At 36.6% G+C, this 17,699-nt stretch carries 18 protein-coding genes, 1 pseudogene and 1 riboswitch; of the genes and pseudogenes, 12 read left to right on the top strand and 7 right to left on the bottom strand.

All coding sequences use genetic code 11. From position 1 onward, the window contains the following. Positions 1-227 precede the first annotated feature (227 nt). Together HX129_RS00100 and HX129_RS00105 are read right to left on the bottom strand one after the other, a co-directional pair. Positions 228-1,271: a molecular chaperone DnaJ gene (locus HX129_RS00100; RefSeq protein ID WP_286435843.1), complete on the bottom strand. Its 1,044-nt coding sequence runs from the start codon at positions 1,269-1,271 to the stop codon at positions 228-230. 303 nt (positions 1,272-1,574) lie between these two features. Further along, the gene (locus HX129_RS00105; RefSeq protein ID WP_502872665.1) at positions 1,575-2,309 is read right to left on the bottom strand and encodes a carbonic anhydrase; all 735 of its coding nucleotides are present in this window, start codon (positions 2,307-2,309) and stop codon (positions 1,575-1,577) included. Positions 2,310-2,642: 333 nt separating this feature from the next. Further along, positions 2,643-2,803, top strand: a riboswitch (FMN riboswitch). 104 nt (positions 2,804-2,907) lie between these two features. Between HX129_RS00105 and ribB the strand changes: the two genes are divergently transcribed. After that, entirely contained in the window at positions 2,908-3,567 is a 660-nt protein-coding gene (ribB, locus tag HX129_RS00110; RefSeq protein ID WP_130072991.1) for a 3,4-dihydroxy-2-butanone-4-phosphate synthase, read from the top strand. 228 nt (positions 3,568-3,795) lie between these two features. Further along, positions 3,796-4,431, top strand: a complete 636-nt coding sequence (locus HX129_RS00115; RefSeq protein WP_286435845.1) for a Bax inhibitor-1/YccA family protein — start codon at positions 3,796-3,798, stop codon at positions 4,429-4,431. Positions 4,432-4,457: 26 nt separating this feature from the next. Here HX129_RS00115 and HX129_RS00120 read toward each other — a convergent pair. Both HX129_RS00120 and HX129_RS00125 read right to left on the bottom strand, forming a co-directional pair. Beyond that, positions 4,458-5,021, bottom strand: a pseudogene (locus tag HX129_RS00120) (LysE family translocator). 79 nt (positions 5,022-5,100) lie between these two features. Further along, positions 5,101-5,604, bottom strand: coding sequence for a DUF1289 domain-containing protein (locus HX129_RS00125; protein ID WP_174493102.1), 504 nt, complete (start codon positions 5,602-5,604; stop codon positions 5,101-5,103). 115 nt (positions 5,605-5,719) lie between these two features. On the opposite strand from HX129_RS00125, the gene trhO reads away from it, so the two are divergent. The 3 genes from trhO (at position 5,720) to HX129_RS00140 (ending at position 8,358) form a co-directional block, all read left to right on the top strand. Beyond that, entirely contained in the window at positions 5,720-6,652 is a 933-nt protein-coding gene (trhO, locus tag HX129_RS00130) for an oxygen-dependent tRNA uridine(34) hydroxylase TrhO (protein ID WP_130072995.1), read from the top strand. Positions 6,653-7,264: 612 nt separating this feature from the next. Next, entirely contained in the window at positions 7,265-7,885 is a 621-nt protein-coding gene (locus HX129_RS00135) for a DedA family protein (protein ID WP_227554774.1), read from the top strand. Positions 7,886-7,944: 59 nt separating this feature from the next. Continuing rightward, a complete protein-coding gene (locus HX129_RS00140) occupies positions 7,945-8,358 on the top strand; it encodes an ABZJ_00895 family protein (RefSeq protein ID WP_174493104.1) in 414 nt (137 codons plus the stop codon). Between the two features lie 132 nt (positions 8,359-8,490). Here the strand turns inward: HX129_RS00140 and HX129_RS00145 are convergent, their stop codons facing one another. Then, a complete protein-coding gene (locus HX129_RS00145; RefSeq protein ID WP_130072997.1) occupies positions 8,491-9,015 on the bottom strand; it encodes a YecA/YgfB family protein in 525 nt (174 codons plus the stop codon). 66 nt (positions 9,016-9,081) lie between these two features. Further along, positions 9,082-9,291 (bottom strand): PA3496 family putative envelope integrity protein, encoded by a 210-nt coding sequence (locus HX129_RS00150; protein WP_130072998.1) that lies wholly within the window; start codon positions 9,289-9,291, stop codon positions 9,082-9,084. A gap of 339 nt (positions 9,292-9,630) precedes the next feature. Between HX129_RS00150 and rpoD the strand changes: the two genes are divergently transcribed. The 6 genes from rpoD to HX129_RS00180 all read left to right on the top strand — a co-directional run bounded on the left by rpoD (position 9,631) and on the right by HX129_RS00180 (position 16,473). Continuing rightward, positions 9,631-11,568: an RNA polymerase sigma factor RpoD gene (rpoD, locus tag HX129_RS00155; protein ID WP_257222238.1), complete on the top strand. Its 1,938-nt coding sequence runs from the start codon at positions 9,631-9,633 to the stop codon at positions 11,566-11,568. Between the two features lie 116 nt (positions 11,569-11,684). Next, the gene (locus HX129_RS00160; RefSeq protein ID WP_130073053.1) at positions 11,685-11,972 is read left to right on the top strand and encodes a YbeD family protein; all 288 of its coding nucleotides are present in this window, start codon (positions 11,685-11,687) and stop codon (positions 11,970-11,972) included. A 388-nt stretch (positions 11,973-12,360) separates the two neighbouring features. Then, positions 12,361-13,020 (top strand): lipoyl(octanoyl) transferase LipB, encoded by a 660-nt coding sequence (lipB, locus tag HX129_RS00165; protein WP_174493105.1) that lies wholly within the window; start codon positions 12,361-12,363, stop codon positions 13,018-13,020. A 79-nt stretch (positions 13,021-13,099) separates the two neighbouring features. Beyond that, positions 13,100-13,633, top strand: a complete 534-nt coding sequence (locus tag HX129_RS00170; protein WP_130073001.1) for a hypothetical protein — start codon at positions 13,100-13,102, stop codon at positions 13,631-13,633. 3 nt (positions 13,634-13,636) lie between these two features. After that, entirely contained in the window at positions 13,637-14,824 is a 1,188-nt protein-coding gene (locus HX129_RS00175; RefSeq protein ID WP_130073002.1) for an iron-containing alcohol dehydrogenase, read from the top strand. Positions 14,825-15,087: 263 nt separating this feature from the next. Further along, positions 15,088-16,473, top strand: coding sequence for an APC family permease (locus HX129_RS00180; RefSeq protein WP_180046001.1), 1,386 nt, complete (start codon positions 15,088-15,090; stop codon positions 16,471-16,473). Between the two features lie 71 nt (positions 16,474-16,544). On the opposite strand, the gene HX129_RS00185 is transcribed toward HX129_RS00180, so the two are convergent. Continuing rightward, the gene (locus HX129_RS00185; RefSeq protein ID WP_130073004.1) at positions 16,545-17,099 is read right to left on the bottom strand and encodes a flavodoxin family protein; all 555 of its coding nucleotides are present in this window, start codon (positions 17,097-17,099) and stop codon (positions 16,545-16,547) included. Positions 17,100-17,324: 225 nt separating this feature from the next. Between HX129_RS00185 and HX129_RS00190 the strand changes: the two genes are divergently transcribed. Then, positions 17,325-17,699 (top strand): winged helix-turn-helix transcriptional regulator, encoded by a 375-nt coding sequence (locus tag HX129_RS00190; protein ID WP_130073005.1) that lies wholly within the window; start codon positions 17,325-17,327, stop codon positions 17,697-17,699.

The raw sequence follows: 17,699 nt of genomic DNA on the forward strand, positions 1-17,699 counted from the left end.
AAATTAACTTATGCTTATATACAAATACCGTGGTGGAGCTTTTGAAAGAGATTTAAACTCTCCGTTTTTATTAGCACACATCACTGCCCCTTCACCACAAAGAAAGGGAACATCATTGGATTTAATGTCTGTATGAGTTTCGCAATGAAGTCCCTCTCCTGAGCAAATTTTAAAGCAGTGCTTTAAAATTTGCTCAGGAGAGGGAAACGTACTTTTAATAAAAAACATCAAAGTACCCCATTCCCCAACAACACTTCCAACCCTTTTACTTTCCCCATATATTTCAAACGTTCCTTTTCCCACTTTATTTGTTCTTTTAACGCCACCACATCCGCATCAATCACCTTATACACATCTTTCACCTGTATATTTTTTGGCTTCGGCTTTTCACTCCAGTGAAAACGATCGGTAATATCATCGATCTGACTCGCTAAACGCTGACTTTGTGCATCCAATGCCATTTTATAAAACTTCAAATGCTCATCCGTCAAAGCCTTTGGACTTTTCCCTTGATTGATTTCAAGCTGTAATTGTAGCTTTAATAAATAGAACAAATCTTGTTGTTCATAAGCTTGATTCACCACTTGCTGAAGCTCTGTCTTTTCTAACTTCTTAACTTCATCAGGTTCACGGTCAGGATGAATCATCGCCGTAATTTTTAAATACACCGTTTTTAAAGATTGCTCCGCCAACTTCTCAGCTTGCTCACGTTTTTGTTGTAAGCGCTTCCGTTGATGCTCTTCACGTTCACGCTGAAACTTTTCATTGTCCCAATCTTCAAATTGATTAAAGTCATATTCTACATTTTCAAAGTTTGAATACTGATTTTCGTTTTCTACGACTTGTTCATTTTCAAAAATTGACTTTTTCTTTGCTTTCTTCGACTTATTATATAAGTGATCTTGCTGATAAAATATGTGAACTTCTACAACTTTTTGCAGTTGTGCTGTATTTAAATACGATGATTTTTTTAGTCGCTTGGCAAGTTGAGTAAGTTTGTGATCGAGTTGTTCTAAATCAGCTTTTGAAAAGTCTTGCTGTTGTAAATGTGCCCACAATTGCTCAAGTTGCTTGAATAAAATCGTATGTAAATCACGATAAATCGGGACTAATTTTTGCTGCAAATAACTCTGGATTTCACTTTGTGCATTTTGCCAAAGCTTTAAATCTTGCTTTTGTTGTTCAATCCGTTCAATCAATTGATTTAGTTTTTTGTGCTGCGGATGAAATTCAGCTTGAGGCTGTTGAGTCACTTTAATATCAAAAGACATGGCTAATCAGGTCGCAACAATCAAAAAATATAGCCATGATAAAATAAAATTCCAATAAAGATCATTCTTTTCTAGCTTGATCTTAATTACAGCTACACATCCTCTTTATTTTTCTAAATATCCAGATGGATATAAGCCATGTTTCAGCCAATAGAAAAGCCATCGTAATGAATGCAACATAGATTTTATTATTCATACCAATGCGGTCACATCAACATCTTAATTTTATTTAAATTTTAATTACTTCCACTCAACTTTATGTCTACTGTCAGGCATAAAGTATGAGCGGAAATATTACATAAATTATTCTAAAACAACGCGTGCATTCACAGGCTGTATAGGACGATTGTTTGGATGGCTTAACAGTTTATTAAATTCGTCAAACTGTGCCTCAGATGCAGATTGAATATCTTTTAATACAATCCAACGCACCCCTTCTGTACATGGTGGTGTCGTTAAAGAGCCATTAAAACGGTAATAATCTAGTTTTTTAGGCAAAAAACTTGCGGCTGTTTCAGTTCCTTCTAAGTTAAGCATTTGCCCTGCTTGCTTCGGTAAATTTTTCCACGTGTGCGCTAAACTTGCATTCTCTTGCCCTTTTTGATACATCACTGCAACCACTGCTAGCTCACCCTGTGCACTGGCATGAACCAAATGCATTTCCATTGGATAACTCACACCATTGATTTTATTTTCACTAGGACTATGTAAATGGAATTGTTTTAAAACAAATTCTTGACCATCTAAAGTCAAACTATTTCCTGCATTAAAATCGACCTGAACAGTATGTCCATTATTTACGATCGATTTTGCACTTGTCGTGTAGTTAAAAGTTAAAGGTTCAAGTTTAGCTGATGTGGTATTTTTAATATCAATTGGCGACTGATTTAAACCTGAACAAGCATGATACTTTTCACTTAAACTCGCCCATTTTTCAGGTGCATTGTTTGTATCATATCCCCAGTCATTTCCTTGACCTGCATAGAGCATCGTTGTCGACAAAGAAAAAATACATAGACCAAATAATACTTTTTTCACAGAAACCTCTTATTTTAAAGTTATAAAGAATATCGATCTTAATCAGTTGCTAAGACACATATTTATTTTTAATAATATTCAATACTTAACCTTCTAAATCGATAGCATCATTGATTTAAAATTTCAAAATAAAATATAAAAACATTAAATAATGAAGAGTTAATTGTATCAATGGTTAAAATTATCATTTTCCAGCCTTTTATGAGCATACAATTACTAAGATATTCACATAATATTTTTTTAAAAAGTTAAGCTATTTTTATCATAAATATAGTACGCATCGTTCTATAGAAAATCCGTTTTTTCTTATAAAAATGCACTATAATCAGTACACATCGCTTCAGGGCGGGGTGCAATTCCCCACCGGTGGTAATTTAAATATGTTCTTTAGAACGTATTTATTCAGCCCACGAGCCTATTATTTCTCATAAAATGATAGGCAGATTTGGTCAAAGCCAAAGCCGACGGTATAGTCCGGATGAAAGAAGACGACGTCACTTTTGAACAGATTCGATTCACTCAGATCTGTTTTGTAACGCCACTATTTTCACATGTCCTGAAATGTTCAACCGTATTTTATTTTTACGAGAGCGTTTCAATGTCTAGTTTAATCCAACCCGAAATTTTCTTTTCAGCACTTTCTCCTGCTGAGCAACGTATAGAACAAGCTTTAGAAGATATGCGTCAAGGCAAACCTGTCTTGGTCATGGACGATTTTGATCGTGAAAATGAAGCAGATTTGATTGTTGCAGCCGAAACATTAAATGTTGAAACCATGGCACGTATGATCCGTGATGGTTCTGGGATTGTCTGTCTGACACTCACTTCTGAACTTGCCGACCATTTAGCATTAGCCCCTATGGTTCAGGACAATTCAAGTCATTTTAAAACTGCATTTACAGTCACCATTGAGGCAGCTGAAGGCGTGACTACAGGCGTTTCAGCCAAAGATCGCGTAACAACCATTCAAGCCGCTATCAAAGATGGTGCTGTAGCCAGTGATTTAAATCGTCCCGGACATGTGTTTCCTTTACGTGGTCGTGATGGTGGTGTGCTTACACGTCGTGGACATACAGAAGGTTCTATTGATTTAGCACGTATGGCAGGCTTAAAACCTGCGGGCGTATTGTGTGAAGTCACCAATCCTGATGGTACGATGGCTTCAGGTATCCAAGTTTTAGCATATGCACAAACCCATCATTTAACACTCATTACCATTGATGAAATTGCACAATATCGTTTAGCGCATGGTGTTTAATTTAGACCATAAAATCTAAAATTCATATTAAGCCAGTTTAAGCATGAGAATTTGATTAGCATTCTCATGCTTTTTTAATTCAGTATATAAAATAAGAAAATTAAATAAAAAATCAATAAGCCATTATTTTTTATACTCTTTTTTAGTTAGTATAATTGTTAAAATTTAAGCATAATTCTAAAAAAATATTAAGCTTATTTAAACAATATAAATAATAGGATAATAAATATGTTAAGTAGCCTTTCTGAATTGGATCAAAATCAACTTGTCTTCATACAACGTACCTATACGATTTTATTTGGCTCATTACTCATCATGACCATCATTGGCATTTTTTCATATCATGTTTTACCGCCGATGCTTCAGTTTCCTGTCATGATACTCGACTTTTTAATTTGGGTTGCATGCGGCTGGTTTGGTTGGCGAAATCCAATCAAAGCAGTATTTCCCATATTTCTAGTCATTACAGGTTTAGCAATGGGACAAATTGCCCATTTATATAGCCCAAATTTATTTTTAAGTGCTGCGTTAACGACATTAGCAATTTTTGCAGGTGTCAGTACTTATGTATTTTTTAGCAAACGTGATTTCTCATTTTTGGCAGCGAGTCTGAATATTGGTTTTTGGATTTTACTGGTTGGGGGAATCTTAACGTTATTTTTCCATATCAGCATCTTATCTTTATTTTTAGGATTCTTTGGCTCAGCAGTCTTTATTGGATGGATCTTATATGACACCAGTCAAATTCTAATTCGCGCTGAACAATTTGGTTATGATGCACGTTTCGGAGCATTTGATTTATTTATGGATATCATTGGCTTATTCAGCTATATACGCAGCCTATTTAGCTATTTTGATGATTAATTTTTAATGCTTTTTATTTATTTACTTCAAAACCAAATTGAATAAATGCCATATAACGCAACTGCAATCAAAATTGCACCACAGCCCAGTAAAATTTTAGAGTAAAGCTTAGACTTAGATAATGCATTAAAACCTAAATAAACCACCGATAAAGTCGCAAAATCTAAGATAATCCACGTTAAAGTCAACACAACTAAGCTCTGATCTAAGGTGGATGTCACATGCGTAAATTGAGGGAAAAAAGATGCAAAGAAAATAATATCTTTAGGATTGGAAATTCCCACAAGAAAACCTTGTTGAAAACCCCCTTGTACTTGGCGCGAAATCTCTTGGTCTTGCTGGCTTTGGCTTAATACCTCTCGTACGATTTGTATGCCCAAATAAGCAATATATAAGCAACCCAAAATTTTGATCAAATTAAACCAATGACTGGCAATATTAAAAAAGCCTTTTAAAATCAAAACAGAAATTGCGATAAGTAACAAAGAAGCTGAATTTGTTCCCACAATCGTATGTAATGCTTTTTAATACCCACCTTTTAAACCTGCACTTGCCACCAAAAGCATCACAGGTCCAGGCGTTGCAATCATGATCACCACAGCGATACAATACAAAATATAGGCTGAAAAATCCAAGACTTATCCAAATAATAACTGATGATTCATTAAATTATAAAGAATGTAATTCTTCATCCTCTTCCATGATTTTCAATAAATTATGGCGAATACCATCTGCACGCAACCATGCCAAATCATAACTCGCCGTTGCCAATGCCAAAACACGGCGTTCAAACTCATCCCATAAAGGTTTGACTTGTTTAGCCCCAATACCTAAGCCACTTTCATCTGCAAGTGAACGATTTTTTTCACAAATTTTTAATGCATGGTAAAGTTTACGCCCTTTTGAAGCTCCATCTAACACACGGACACGTTTACTTAAAATAAAACCTTCAACATGTTGTAGCTGAGCAAAAGGCAACATCGGGACTAAAATTTGATCAAGTTGTGCATCCAAACGCTTCCAAACAGCCAAACGCTGTTCTGCGGTATAGGTATTCCATTGGATCACTTCATGATTAAAACGGCGACAACCACGACAAACCGAATCACCAAAAACCGTTGAACAGCGTCCTGCACACGGGGTTAATGTTGGGATTCGACTTTTATTACTCAAAATATTTTCCTCATTTAAAACCATATTTTTGCTATGGCTTTCTCGCAAATTTTCAAAATTCAGGCTAGAATACGCACCTAAATTTTTTCATATCTTAATACATTTGGAGTATTCCATGAACGCTACTGTAGAACAGCTTGCACCTGTAGAACAGCAAGCGACCACTGGTTGGGTTGTTGCAGCACTTTATCAATTCAAAGAAGTTCAAGATCCTGCCGATCTTCAACAACGTCTTTTAGACTTGGTAAAAACCATCAACTTATGCGGTACTCTAATTGTTGCAGGTGAAGGAATCAACGGTACTGTTGCAGGTGATCGTCAAGCAATTGATGTTATTCATCAATTTCTTTTAGACAATGGTTTTAATGCTATGGAATACAAAGAATCTCATAGTGATGATAAACCATTCCGTAAAATGAAAATTAAACTCAAAAAAGAAATCGTAACTTTGGGCGTAGAAGTGAAACCACGTGACTTGGTTGGACATTATCTCGATCCAAAAGAGTGGAATGAACTCATTGCACGTGATGATGTGATCTTAGTTGATACACGTAATGACTATGAATATAAGGCAGGCACATTCAAAGGTGCAGTTGATCCTAAAACTGAAACTTTCCGTGAATTTCCTGACTACGTTAAAAAAGAATTAGCGCAACACAAAGATAAAAAAATTGCCATGTTCTGTACAGGTGGTATTCGCTGTGAAAAATCAACTTCTCTATTGCTTCAAGAAGGTTTCAACGAGGTTTATCATCTTAAAGGTGGTATTTTAAAATACCTAGAAGAAACCCCTGCTGAAGAAAGTATGTGGGAAGGTGAATGCTTCGTTTTTGATGGTCGTACTGCAGTTACACATGGCGTTGAAGAAGGCACCAATATTAAATGTCATGCTTGCGGTTGGCCGTTAACCCCAGAAGAAGTTGCTTTACCAAGTTATGAACACGGCGTATCTTGTGTGTACTGTATTGACAAAACTTCTGAAAAACAAAAAGAAGGTTTCCGTATGCGCCAATCACAAATCGTGGCAGCAAAACGTAAACGCTTATAATCTAAGATTTTTATCCAATTTGTAAAAAAACCGCATATTTAATGCGGTTTTTTTACATTTACATGACACATTTTATAGAACGCATAAAGTATTCATACATGAAATATGTGCTTCAGGAGAGCAGATTACAAAATTGATTGCTAATATCAAATTTATTCAATCCATTGTTTAAAAGTGATTAAGTAGATACTGAAAAGCTGTATTACAAATGATAAGGAAATTCATATGATGAATAAAAACGCTTACCTTCCATCTCATCGCATACATTACCCTTATTCACAGACTGTTCCCATAATTACGAGCCAAAACATAAAAACTGAACTTGAACAAGAGTCACATCTATTTATTATTTGCTTAGGTATGATGATCGGAGCAATACTGTCATTGTTTATCGGCTATCATCTAAATACAACTTGGATAAATCTCTTTTTATTAATGAGTTTTCCTGTTGCACTCACCTACTGTTTACGTAAAATTTATATTCACACACTGATTCATTACCAAGACTAATTTTTAAGATATAACACTTTACAAAGATATACGCCGCATCACTTTACGAAGTGAATTACACGCAATACTATAAAATATCCACTTCGTTAGTGATGCGATAAAATGACTGAATGGATTATTTCCATCATGGAGCAATTGAGCTATTTCGGCATTGCTCTACTTATGTTTTTAGACAATGTTTTCCCACCTATTCCATCTGAAATTATTATGCCTTCTGCAGGACTCGCTGCCTCTCAAGGCAAACTGATTCTGACAGGCGTAATCATTGCAGGAAGTCTTGGCTCTTTACTTGCTGCTGCATTGCTGTACTGGCTCGGACACAAAATCTCACAACAAACCTTATTTAAATGGGTCGATCGTTACGGCAAATATCTTTTTATTAAGTCAACCGATGTGGAAAAATCTTTGGATTGGTTTGAACAATATGGACATCGTATTGTATTTTTTGGTCGTATGATTCCTGCGGTACGTTCACTGATCAGCATCCCTGCGGGTATGAGTGGCATGCCATTTTGGAAATTTATGCTGTATAGCGGATTAGGAACCGTGATTTGGACAACCTTTTTAGCTTGTGTCGGTTTTTATTTCGGTGAAAATCAAGCCTTGATGCAGCAAATCTTTCATCAAGTGAGCTATTTTATTATGGCAATCGTGATTGTCGTCATCCTTTGGATCCTCTATCGTAGACATCAACGTAAGACTCGACATCAATCTCAAAGATAAATCCAATTTAAAACTGTTACACTGTAAGCTATTGCTTTGATTTATATTTAGGAATAAGAATGCAGCATTATTATCTTCATTTTGCCAAAGTCTATGCTGTTGCATTAATTGTATTAATGTTGATTCTTATTTTTATTTTCCCACTCGGCTATATTTCTCTCTTTCCAACCTTGGTCATAGCAGCATTCATCAATGCACATTATTATTTTAAACGTGAACAACGCTTAGCTTCATCTGATGAAAAAATCCAACTGATTTGGGGACTTAGTGCGGTTGCAATTGTCATTGGTAGTTTTTTCACGTTCTTTTTAGTCTTAATGAACCCTCAAGCAGAACAAATTTTAAAATCTGCAGATCAAGCAGGTCTAGCACTCTCTGCTGTTATTATGCTCTGTATGGTGGCAGTACATGCTGCGGTATTTTTTACAGTGTATACCATTTCGGCAAAATTATTTTTAAAGACGACTCACTAAAAGTTATTTGCAATCAAAAAAGAATAAAAAACTTATTCTCATAACATATATTTCAATTAACCCTTAAAACTAAACAATACACCAAACAATAAAAAAGCACCGATTAAAGGTGCTTTCTCATCAAACTTAAACTTATTGATCTGAATGGAACATCAAATAAATTTCATTTAAATTATCAGGAATTTCTTCTGCAATTTCATCCATGAGCTGACCATTGCGACGGAAAGATTCCATTTGCGGGTCTTCATCATCCACACCACTAAAGACCATCATCGGCAGGGTTAAATCAACCACTTGCTCTTCATACTCAGGGCTAAACCATGCTTCTTCATTGAGGAACATTGCATCGACAAAACCCACAGACCAATCACCTAAGCTTGACTCAACATCTGCTTCTTCAATTTCAAAAGGAAATTCCACTCCTTCTTCATTAGATAATTTTTGACGAATATCATCTAACCATGTCTTAATTTGCGCAATGATTTCTTTTGGTGCTTTGCTTTGGTTTCCTTCAAACAGCTCGTCTAACCAACGATCAAATTGTGGACCAACCGCAATTGCACATAAAAAACCATGAGTCGCTGCGAAATCTAGACCGTACTCGTTTTGGTCGCCATCTAAATAGTCACTTAACAGGTCTAAATCTAAAGCACTCATCTTGTTTCCAATTGATTTGAATCAGTGTAAAAGCATAGCATTTTTTAGCGCTATGCCCAATCTGTTTTAAGCATCGTCATCATCAAAATCGTCGTCGTCATCAAAATCATAATCAAAATCTTTTAATTCGCGATCTAAACGGCGTTGAGCAAGTAAATCATCGATTAAACGACGTTTTTCTAATGATTCTTTGGCGCTAATTTTGCTTGATGACTCATCAAAACTAACATCATCATCACCGTAGTTATCATCTAGTTCAAAATCTGTAGAAGACACTAAAACTACCTCATAATGAAAAAATGTGAATGGGTCTAGGCGCTATTTATCTTTGTTATGAAATCTTGTCAAGTTTTATTTATTTTTTTTACATTTTTAGGCCAATTTGGGCTTTTTTTGTGCCGAAATTTATGGCATGGTATAATCCACCCTACGTCCTTCTATTTGATGACTCATTTTGAGCACTTGTAGATAGAAGATACGTTGTAGGGTTGAACTTGAAAACAACAAATTCATCCCCATTTTAAGTCACAGAAACCAATTTTACTGATTTTATCAGAGCCTATTTATTCTGATGAAATACCCAAATTATTGCCATAAAAATGGTTATGGACTGTGCTGAATACAGTTTTCACTACCACAGATTTCAACGAGAAGAGAGTAAAGATGAGCGACATGCATTCCCCTACTTCACAAGTAGCGGCTCTGATTAGCCGAGGCAAAGAACAAGGTTACTTAACCTATGCTGAGGTTAACGATCATCTCCCAGACTCAATTACCGAAAGCGAACAGATTGAAGACATTATCCAAATGCTTCAAGACGTCGGTATCCCTGTGCATGAACGTGCACCTGAAACTGACGATGCCATGTTCGAAGGCAACAGCGAAGCAGCAGATGAAGTGGCTGAAGAAGAAGCAGCCGCTGTTCTTGCTTCTGTAGAAAATGAACCTGGTCGTACCACTGACCCTGTCCGTATGTATATGCGTGAAATGGGTACCGTTGAACTTTTGACCCGTGAAGGCGAAATCAGCATTGCAAAACGTATCGAAGAAGGCATCCGTGATGTTCTACATTCAATTGCGTATTGGCCAAATGCTGTGGAAGTGGTTTTACAAGAATACAAAGATTATGAAGCGGGTGAACGCCGTTTAGCGGACATTTTATCAGGTTATCTTGACCCTGAAACTGACGAAGAAATTCCTGAAGTTTTGGAAGATGAAGCTGAAGATCTTGATGACGAAGAAGAATCTTCTAGCAAACCAACCAAAGATGTAAAGTTGGATGACGACGACGAGGAAGAAGAAGCCGAAGGTGATGACGATTCTGAAGGCGAATCTGGCCCTGACCCTGAAATTGCCAAAGCGCGTTTTGAAGAATTACAAGCTGTCTGGAATACTGCAAAAGAATCTATTGCAAAATCAGGACGTAACAGTGCTGAAAGTAAAGAAGCAATGGAAGCTCTTGCAACTGTATTTATGATGTTTAAATTTACACCACGTTTATTTGACATCATTTCTGAAATGATTCGTGGTACACATGAACAAATTCGTACCTCTGAACGTGAAATTATGCGTTATGCAGTACGTCGTGGTCGTATGGATCGTACGCAATTCCGTACCTCTTTCCCAGGTCAAGAGTCAAACTTTGCTTGGTTAGATGAGCAAATTGCTAAAGCACCTGCTGAACTTAAAAATTATTTAGAAAAAGTTCGTCCTGATGTATTGGCATTCCAACAAAAGATTGCAGACATCGAAAACGACTTAGGTTTAGATGTTAAAGGCATCAAAGACATTTCTAAACGTATGGCAATTGGTGAAGCCAAAGCGCGTCGTGCGAAAAAAGAAATGGTTGAAGCCAACTTACGTTTGGTTATTTCAATTGCGAAAAAATACACCAACCGTGGCTTACAATTCCTTGACTTGATTCAAGAAGGTAACATTGGCTTGATGAAAGCGGTAGACAAGTTTGAATATCGCCGTGGTTATAAATTTTCGACTTATGCAACTTGGTGGATTCGTCAAGCGATTACCCGTTCGATTGCCGATCAAGCACGTACGATCCGTATTCCTGTGCATATGATTGAAACCATTAACAAGATCAACCGTGTATCTCGTCAATTACTGCAAGAAATGGGACGTGAACCAACACCTGAAGAATTGGGCGAACGTCTAGAAATGGACGAAGTTAAAGTTCGTAAAGTGTTGAAAATTGCGAAAGAACCAATTTCAATGGAAACCCCAATCGGTGATGATGAAGATTCGCATTTGGGTGATTTTATTGAAGATGGCAACATCACCTCACCTGTTGATGCCGCAACTTCAGAAGGTCTGAAAGAAGCGACTCGTGAAGTACTTGAAAACTTAACTGAACGTGAAGCGAAAGTCTTGAAAATGCGTTTTGGTATCGACATGCCAACTGACCATACCTTGGAAGAAGTGGGTAAACAGTTTGACGTTACACGTGAGCGTATTCGTCAGATTGAAGCGAAAGCGTTACGTAAATTACGTCACCCTTCTCGTTCGGAACATTTACGTTCATTCCTTGAAAATGACTAAAATCTACTACTCTTTATGGAGACTTGAAAATTTATTATTCACCTCCATTAAGTAGTTAATTGCAACACAACGCCTGCTCTCTTGCAGGCGTTTGAAATTAGGGGACACTCATGTCAATGTTAGACCGTACACCTTCTCGCGAACTTCGTGAAGATCTTTGGGTATTTCCAATGGATTATCCAATCAAATTGATTGGTGATGCTGGCGAAGAATTGCGTGGTGCTGTTGTTGAAATTTTAGTTAAACATTTCCCTGAATTTGATGAAGCCACTTTAAAAGTACAACCATCACGTACAGGTAAATATCATTCAATTACCGCACAATTACGCTTTGATGAACTCGAACAAGTCCATCAACTCTATGCAGATTTAGCAGCTTGCTCATTAATTAAAACTGCACTGTAAGCATTCAATTAGAAACGGAAAAATCAGAGTCTGAGTACTCTGATTTTTTTCATCATATTTTTAAACAACTGACTGTACCTATCCTGTTAAGATACTGTTATTTTAATTTTTCTTAGTCAATTTTAAATTAACGTTTTAAAATGAGCCTTTACGGCTTATCCCGTGATATTGCCTTCTTGCATAAAAAATTCAAGTCTACATACTTTAGAATAGAATGTTTACTTTAAAAATGCTGGATCATACTGTCTTCATCTTACGAATCATGAAAATCAAATAATTATTTTGAATATTTATGTACCATCAATGATTAATTTGTAATAAATAATACTTAAAGCCTGCGAAACATTCTAATATAAGAGAAAATTAAAGTTTCTTATCGACACGTGTTATGAATCTATCTGATGGTTTACCAAATTTAATCATTCGTGAATTTAAACAACTCACAGACTATGCAACACGCTTTCAGGAAATGAAAGCCCTCACCGAACAACGTGATGAAAATACACCTGATGAATTGTGGATTTTACAGCATCCTGATGTTTTAACTCAGGGACAAGCTGGAAAACCAGAACATATTCTTGTGCATACAGATATTCCTGTAGTGCAATCAGATCGTGGCGGTCAAGTCACTTGGCATGGTCCAGGTCAAATGGTGATCTATTTTATGTTTGATCTAAATCGCTTAAAATGGAATGTTCGCACTTTGGTAAGCTATGCAGAAAATTTGATGATTGATCTGCTCAAAAAATACAATATCGAAGCCTATGCAAAACCCGATGCACCCGGTGTATATGTGAATGAGCGAAAAATTGGCTCTTTAGGCTTTAAAATACGTAAAGGTCGCAGTTATCATGGTTTAGCACTCAATATCGACTGCAATCTTGATGGTTTTCATACCATTAACCCTTGCGGTTATGCTGGTTTAGAAATGGTTCGCATCTGTGACCTTGTAGAAAATTATCCAAAATTCAAACAACTAGCAGAAGATGTTAGTACTTATTTAAAAGAAAGTGGCTTTTTTAATGACGTTAAAGTCATTTCACAATAAAGCACTTCCCTTTTCACTTAAAACAAATTAGAGTAATTACTCTAAAATATAATACTAACTCAAATGAAGGGATAAGCGAGTGATTTCAAGTAAATCTGTAAAACCCGCTTTAGAACAAGCCTATGTCAAGCTCATGATGGATGTGATTGGCAGAGGTTTGGTCATGGCGAGTCAAGTCGATGATGAAATTAGACATGAAGTATCTAAGTTCCCTGTCGATTTTGTACTTTCAATGAAAGTGTTCCCTAATGGAGCTGCTTTTATTGCCAAAGTCAATGCACAGCATAATTTAGAACTCGTTACGTCTTTGCAAGGTAAACCTGATCTAACCATTACGTTTAAACATCTGCATCATGCATTTTTGGTATTTTCATTTCAGGAAAGTACTGCCCAGGCTTTTGCTAATGACCGTATGATTGCAGATGGTGATTTGTCATATGCAATTCGTTTAGTCCGTTGTTTAAATAAAATGGAAGCCTTAATTTTACCAAAATTGGTGGCAGAACTTGCAGTCAAAGAATACCCACATGAATTAAGCTTAAAAGAAAAATTATCTGGCGCAGCAAATATTTACCTTAAAGTTGCCCAATCTTATTTAAAAAGGAGTGCATAACACATGGCTGCTAAACCGTATTACGAATTTTTTTGTCCTGTAAAAGTCATTGCTGGTCATGCTGCACTTGAACATATTCCTTATGAATTATCATCACTTGGCGCAAAACGTCCAATGATCATTACAGATAAAGGGGTACGTACCAATAAGCTACTTGAACCAATTGAAGCAGCATTTATCTCTACAGATGTCGAAATTGGCTTTATTTTTGATGATGTCCCACCAGATTCAAGCTTAGAAACGGTGCGTGCAGTTGCACAAGCATATCGTACGCACAATTGTGATGCGATTATTGCTGTGGGTGGCGGTTCAGTGATTGACACGGCTAAAGCATCTAATATTTTGGTGACTGAAGGTGGTGATGACCTGACTAAATATTCAGGTGCGCATAATCTACCACGACCACTGAAACCTTTTTTTGTGATTCCAACCACCTCAGGTACGGGTTCTGAAGTCACGATGGTTGCTGTCGTTTCTGACAATCAAAAACATGTCAAAATGGCATTTGCATCAAACTATTTAATGCCACATGCTGCAATTTTAGACCCCCGCATGACTCAGACCTTGCCACCGCATTTAACAGCGATGACCGCAATGGATGCCATGACGCATGCTGTTGAAGCATATACCTGTATGGCAGCAAATCCGATTTCAGATGCATATGCGACTGCTGCAATTAAAAAAGTCAGTGCAAACTTATTTAATGTCTTAGACAACCCAAGTGATGCAGAAGGTCGTTTAGAACTTGCACAGGCATCAACGATGGCAGGCATTGCATTTTCAAACTCAATGGTTGGCTTAGTGCATTCATTAGGTCATGCGCTTGGTGCGGTTGCACATCTGCCGCATGGTTTATGCATGAACCTGTTTTTACCTTATGTACTTGAATATAATAAAGAAGTAAATGGCGATAAAATCGCTGATTTATTATTACCGCTTGCAGGTGCAGATATTTATGCACAAACCCCTGCTAATCAACGTGCTGAAAAAGCGATTGCTGTGTTAAATACGATGCGTGATCGTATCTATACTTTGACCAAATTACCACGCACTTTGAGTGAAACAGGTAAAGTCTCCAAAGAGCAATTGGATGAAGTAGCAGATAAAGCACTTAATGATGGTTCTATCATTTACAACCCGAAAGAAGCAACATTTAAAGATTTGAAATCTATTTTAGAAAAAGCTTGGTAATTGTTGAAAAATAAGCCAATATACCATTGAAATAAGCCTAATGTTTTCGAACATTGGGCTTTTCATTTGTCGTGCATAAATTTAGCTTATTTTTCATACAAATTGGCATATTTTCTGCTAAAAACATGCTTAAAGTTACTGACAAAAGTTTGCAATTGGAGTAGATTGGCGCACTTTTGTTTTATTTGTAGGGGGGATCGTTCGTCTCAAACGATCCTTAGATATATGACTGATCCTTGATCAACGATAAGAGGATAACGCCGTTGACAATTAACTCTGGGACTCAATCGGCAGCTAAACTGCAAAAAACGCTGGGCTTCTGGCACATCATTATTATTGGTTTGGCTTACATTCAACCAATGACACTTTTTGATACATTTGGTTTAGTATCAGAAGAAAGTCACTTTCATGTTCCCACTTCATATATCATTGCTTTAATTGCAATTTTATTTACTTCCATTAGTTATGGTCACATGATCCGTCGATATCCATCTTCGGGTTCTGCTTATACCTATGCGCAAAAATCGATTCATCCAAACGTCGGCTTTATGGTCGGTTGGTCATCTTGGTTAGATTATTTACTCTCGCCAATGGTGAACATCATTCTTGCCGTGATTTATTTGGAAGCGTTATTTCCTGAAGTGAATCACTGGGTGTGGGTTATCGGATTAACTGCTGCGATGACTGCCGTCAATTTACGTGGTGCTAAATTTGTTGCTAACTTCAACAGTTTGATTGTATTTGTACAATTAGGCGTGATTGCGTACTTTACGTGGATGGTTTATCAACTACTTGAAAGTGGTGTCAATGCGGATGGTACATTGGTCAATGCAAAATATCAGTTGTGGAGCTTAGAACCATTTTGGAATGAGTTAACTAGTCTTGGTGCACTCATTACGGGCGCAACTTTACTGTGCTTCTCTTTTACAGGTTTTGACTCTCTCAGTTCACTTGCAGAAGAAACCAAAGATACTGAAAAAACTTTGCCACGTGCGATCTTTATGACTGCACTATTTGCTGGAGTTATTTTCATTATCAGTACGTACTTTATGCAAATTTATTTCCCGAACGACCCGAAAACATACTTCGAAGATGTTGCCGCAACTCAGCCTGATATTTTACAAGCTGTTGGTGGCGTCGCGTTTAAAACAGTCGTTCTGTATTTTGCAATTGTCACGGTTATGGCTTCAGGGATCTCAGCACATGCGGGTGTATCACGTTTAATGTATGTGATGGGCCGTGATGGCGTGATTAACAAAAAAATCTTTGGTCATATCAGTCCAAAAAATTTTACACCGTCATACAATATTTTAATTGTTGGTGCTGTTGCATTAACTGCAGGCTTCATGGATCTTGATATTGTCATTTCAATGATCAGCTTCGGTGCTTTAACTGCATTTACCTTCGTGAACTTATCTGTCATTTCTCGTTATGCACTACGTGACGGTCGTACCAAATCATTCAAAGATATTCTTAGTTTTGTGATTATTCCACTTTTAGGTTTTATCAGTATCTTTGCAATGTGGCTCGAAATCGAAGAAACTGCATTAAAATTTGGTTTATGGTGGGCAATGTTCGGTATCTTGTATTTAGGTTATAAAACCAAAGGTTTCCGCTACCCTGCACCACAACATAATGAACACGAATAATTTTAAATTGACTGTTCATCCATAACAAAAGGCGCATGATGCGCCTTTTGTTTTGTCAAAAATCAAAGTGATCAAGCTACAAATTTATCTGTAATCTGTTGAATACGTTTTGCATATACTTTAGCAGTCTCTAAATCACCACTTGGAATTTCATCCACGCTTGCATCTGCAGGTGATTGCACCAATAAGCCGACTGAACCACCTAAATTATTTACGTCTTGTCGAGTCGCTGCTTTGGTATTTGCAGGTAATAATCCTAAACTTACCCAGATTCCACCATGTTGAGAAGCGAGTGTTTGTAAATAAATCAAAGTGACTTGCTTGTCCCCATTAAAACTTGCACTGTTGGTAAAACCGCCAAAAACTTTATCTTTCCAAACGCTTGTAAACCAACGTTTAGATGATGCATCCGCAAATTTTTTAAATTGCCAAGGTACGCCACCCATGTAAGTCGGTGCACCAAATACAATTGCATCTGCTGCATCTAGCACTGCCCAATCAGCTTCAGTAACATCCCCTTCCTGATTAACAGCAACTAAGGTTGCATCAACTTCTTTCGCAAAAGTTTCAGCAATCACTTTGGTATGACCATAACCAGAATAATAAACCACAGCTATTCTAGACATAAAAAACCTCTTATTAATGTTTTGAAAGTTTCGTGTTATTCAACATTGACCTTTAATCTAACTAAAAATTTAATTTGTTAAATCTTATTGTCTTCATTGAACACATATTCATGTGATGGATTTATGATATACTTTTGAAATCTAGTATCAATTAGTTACCACTAGGTAACTGGTCATTTTAAGCAAAATTATTTGTCAATAATTGTGAATAAAAGGCGATTTAACATGACAAATCATTGTAATTTCGATGTTTTTCAACCGCTTTGCCCTGCTCGTGCTTTTTTTGAAAAATTTGCAGATAAATGGGTATTGCTCATTATTTATCGTTTATATCAAAACGCTCTACACTTCAATGAATTAAAAAAGAGTCTTGAAGGTATTTCTCCTAAAGTACTTTCTCAAAAGTTAAAAATTTTGGAAAGAGATGGTTTTATTTCAAGAACTATTCACGAAAACAATATCATCCGTGTTGAATATGCACTGACAAACTTAGGGATTGAATTTACTCAAACTGCTCTTTCATTTAAAACTTGGGCAGAAGAAAATGTGCAACATGTTCTTATTGCACAACAACAGTTTGATATTACACAATCTAAATAA

It is taken from the genome of Acinetobacter sp. 251-1, assembly GCF_030329305.1.
In the GTDB taxonomy this organism is placed as follows: Bacteria; Pseudomonadota; Gammaproteobacteria; order Pseudomonadales; family Moraxellaceae; genus Acinetobacter; species Acinetobacter piscicola_A.

Excerpts from the sequence above, each read along its gene's own strand:
- HX129_RS00100 (WP_286435843.1), bottom strand. The coding sequence starts at position 1,271 with ATGTCTTTTGATATTAAAGTGACTCAACAGCCTCAAGCTGAATTTCAT.
- ribB (WP_130072991.1), top strand. The coding sequence starts at position 2,908 with ATGTCTAGTTTAATCCAACCCGAAATTTTCTTTTCAGCACTTTCTCCT.
- HX129_RS00115 (WP_286435845.1), top strand. The coding sequence starts at position 3,796 with ATGTTAAGTAGCCTTTCTGAATTGGATCAAAATCAACTTGTCTTCATA.
- trhO (WP_130072995.1), top strand. The coding sequence starts at position 5,720 with ATGAACGCTACTGTAGAACAGCTTGCACCTGTAGAACAGCAAGCGACC.
- HX129_RS00135 (WP_227554774.1), top strand. The coding sequence starts at position 7,265 with ATGACTGAATGGATTATTTCCATCATGGAGCAATTGAGCTATTTCGGC.
- HX129_RS00140 (WP_174493104.1), top strand. The coding sequence starts at position 7,945 with ATGCAGCATTATTATCTTCATTTTGCCAAAGTCTATGCTGTTGCATTA.
- HX129_RS00145 (WP_130072997.1), bottom strand. The coding sequence starts at position 9,015 with ATGAGTGCTTTAGATTTAGACCTGTTAAGTGACTATTTAGATGGCGAC.
- HX129_RS00160 (WP_130073053.1), top strand. The coding sequence starts at position 11,685 with ATGTTAGACCGTACACCTTCTCGCGAACTTCGTGAAGATCTTTGGGTA.
- lipB (WP_174493105.1), top strand. The coding sequence starts at position 12,361 with ATGAATCTATCTGATGGTTTACCAAATTTAATCATTCGTGAATTTAAA.
- HX129_RS00175 (WP_130073002.1), top strand. The coding sequence starts at position 13,637 with ATGGCTGCTAAACCGTATTACGAATTTTTTTGTCCTGTAAAAGTCATT.
- HX129_RS00185 (WP_130073004.1), bottom strand. The coding sequence starts at position 17,099 with ATGTCTAGAATAGCTGTGGTTTATTATTCTGGTTATGGTCATACCAAA.
- HX129_RS00190 (WP_130073005.1), top strand. The coding sequence starts at position 17,325 with ATGACAAATCATTGTAATTTCGATGTTTTTCAACCGCTTTGCCCTGCT.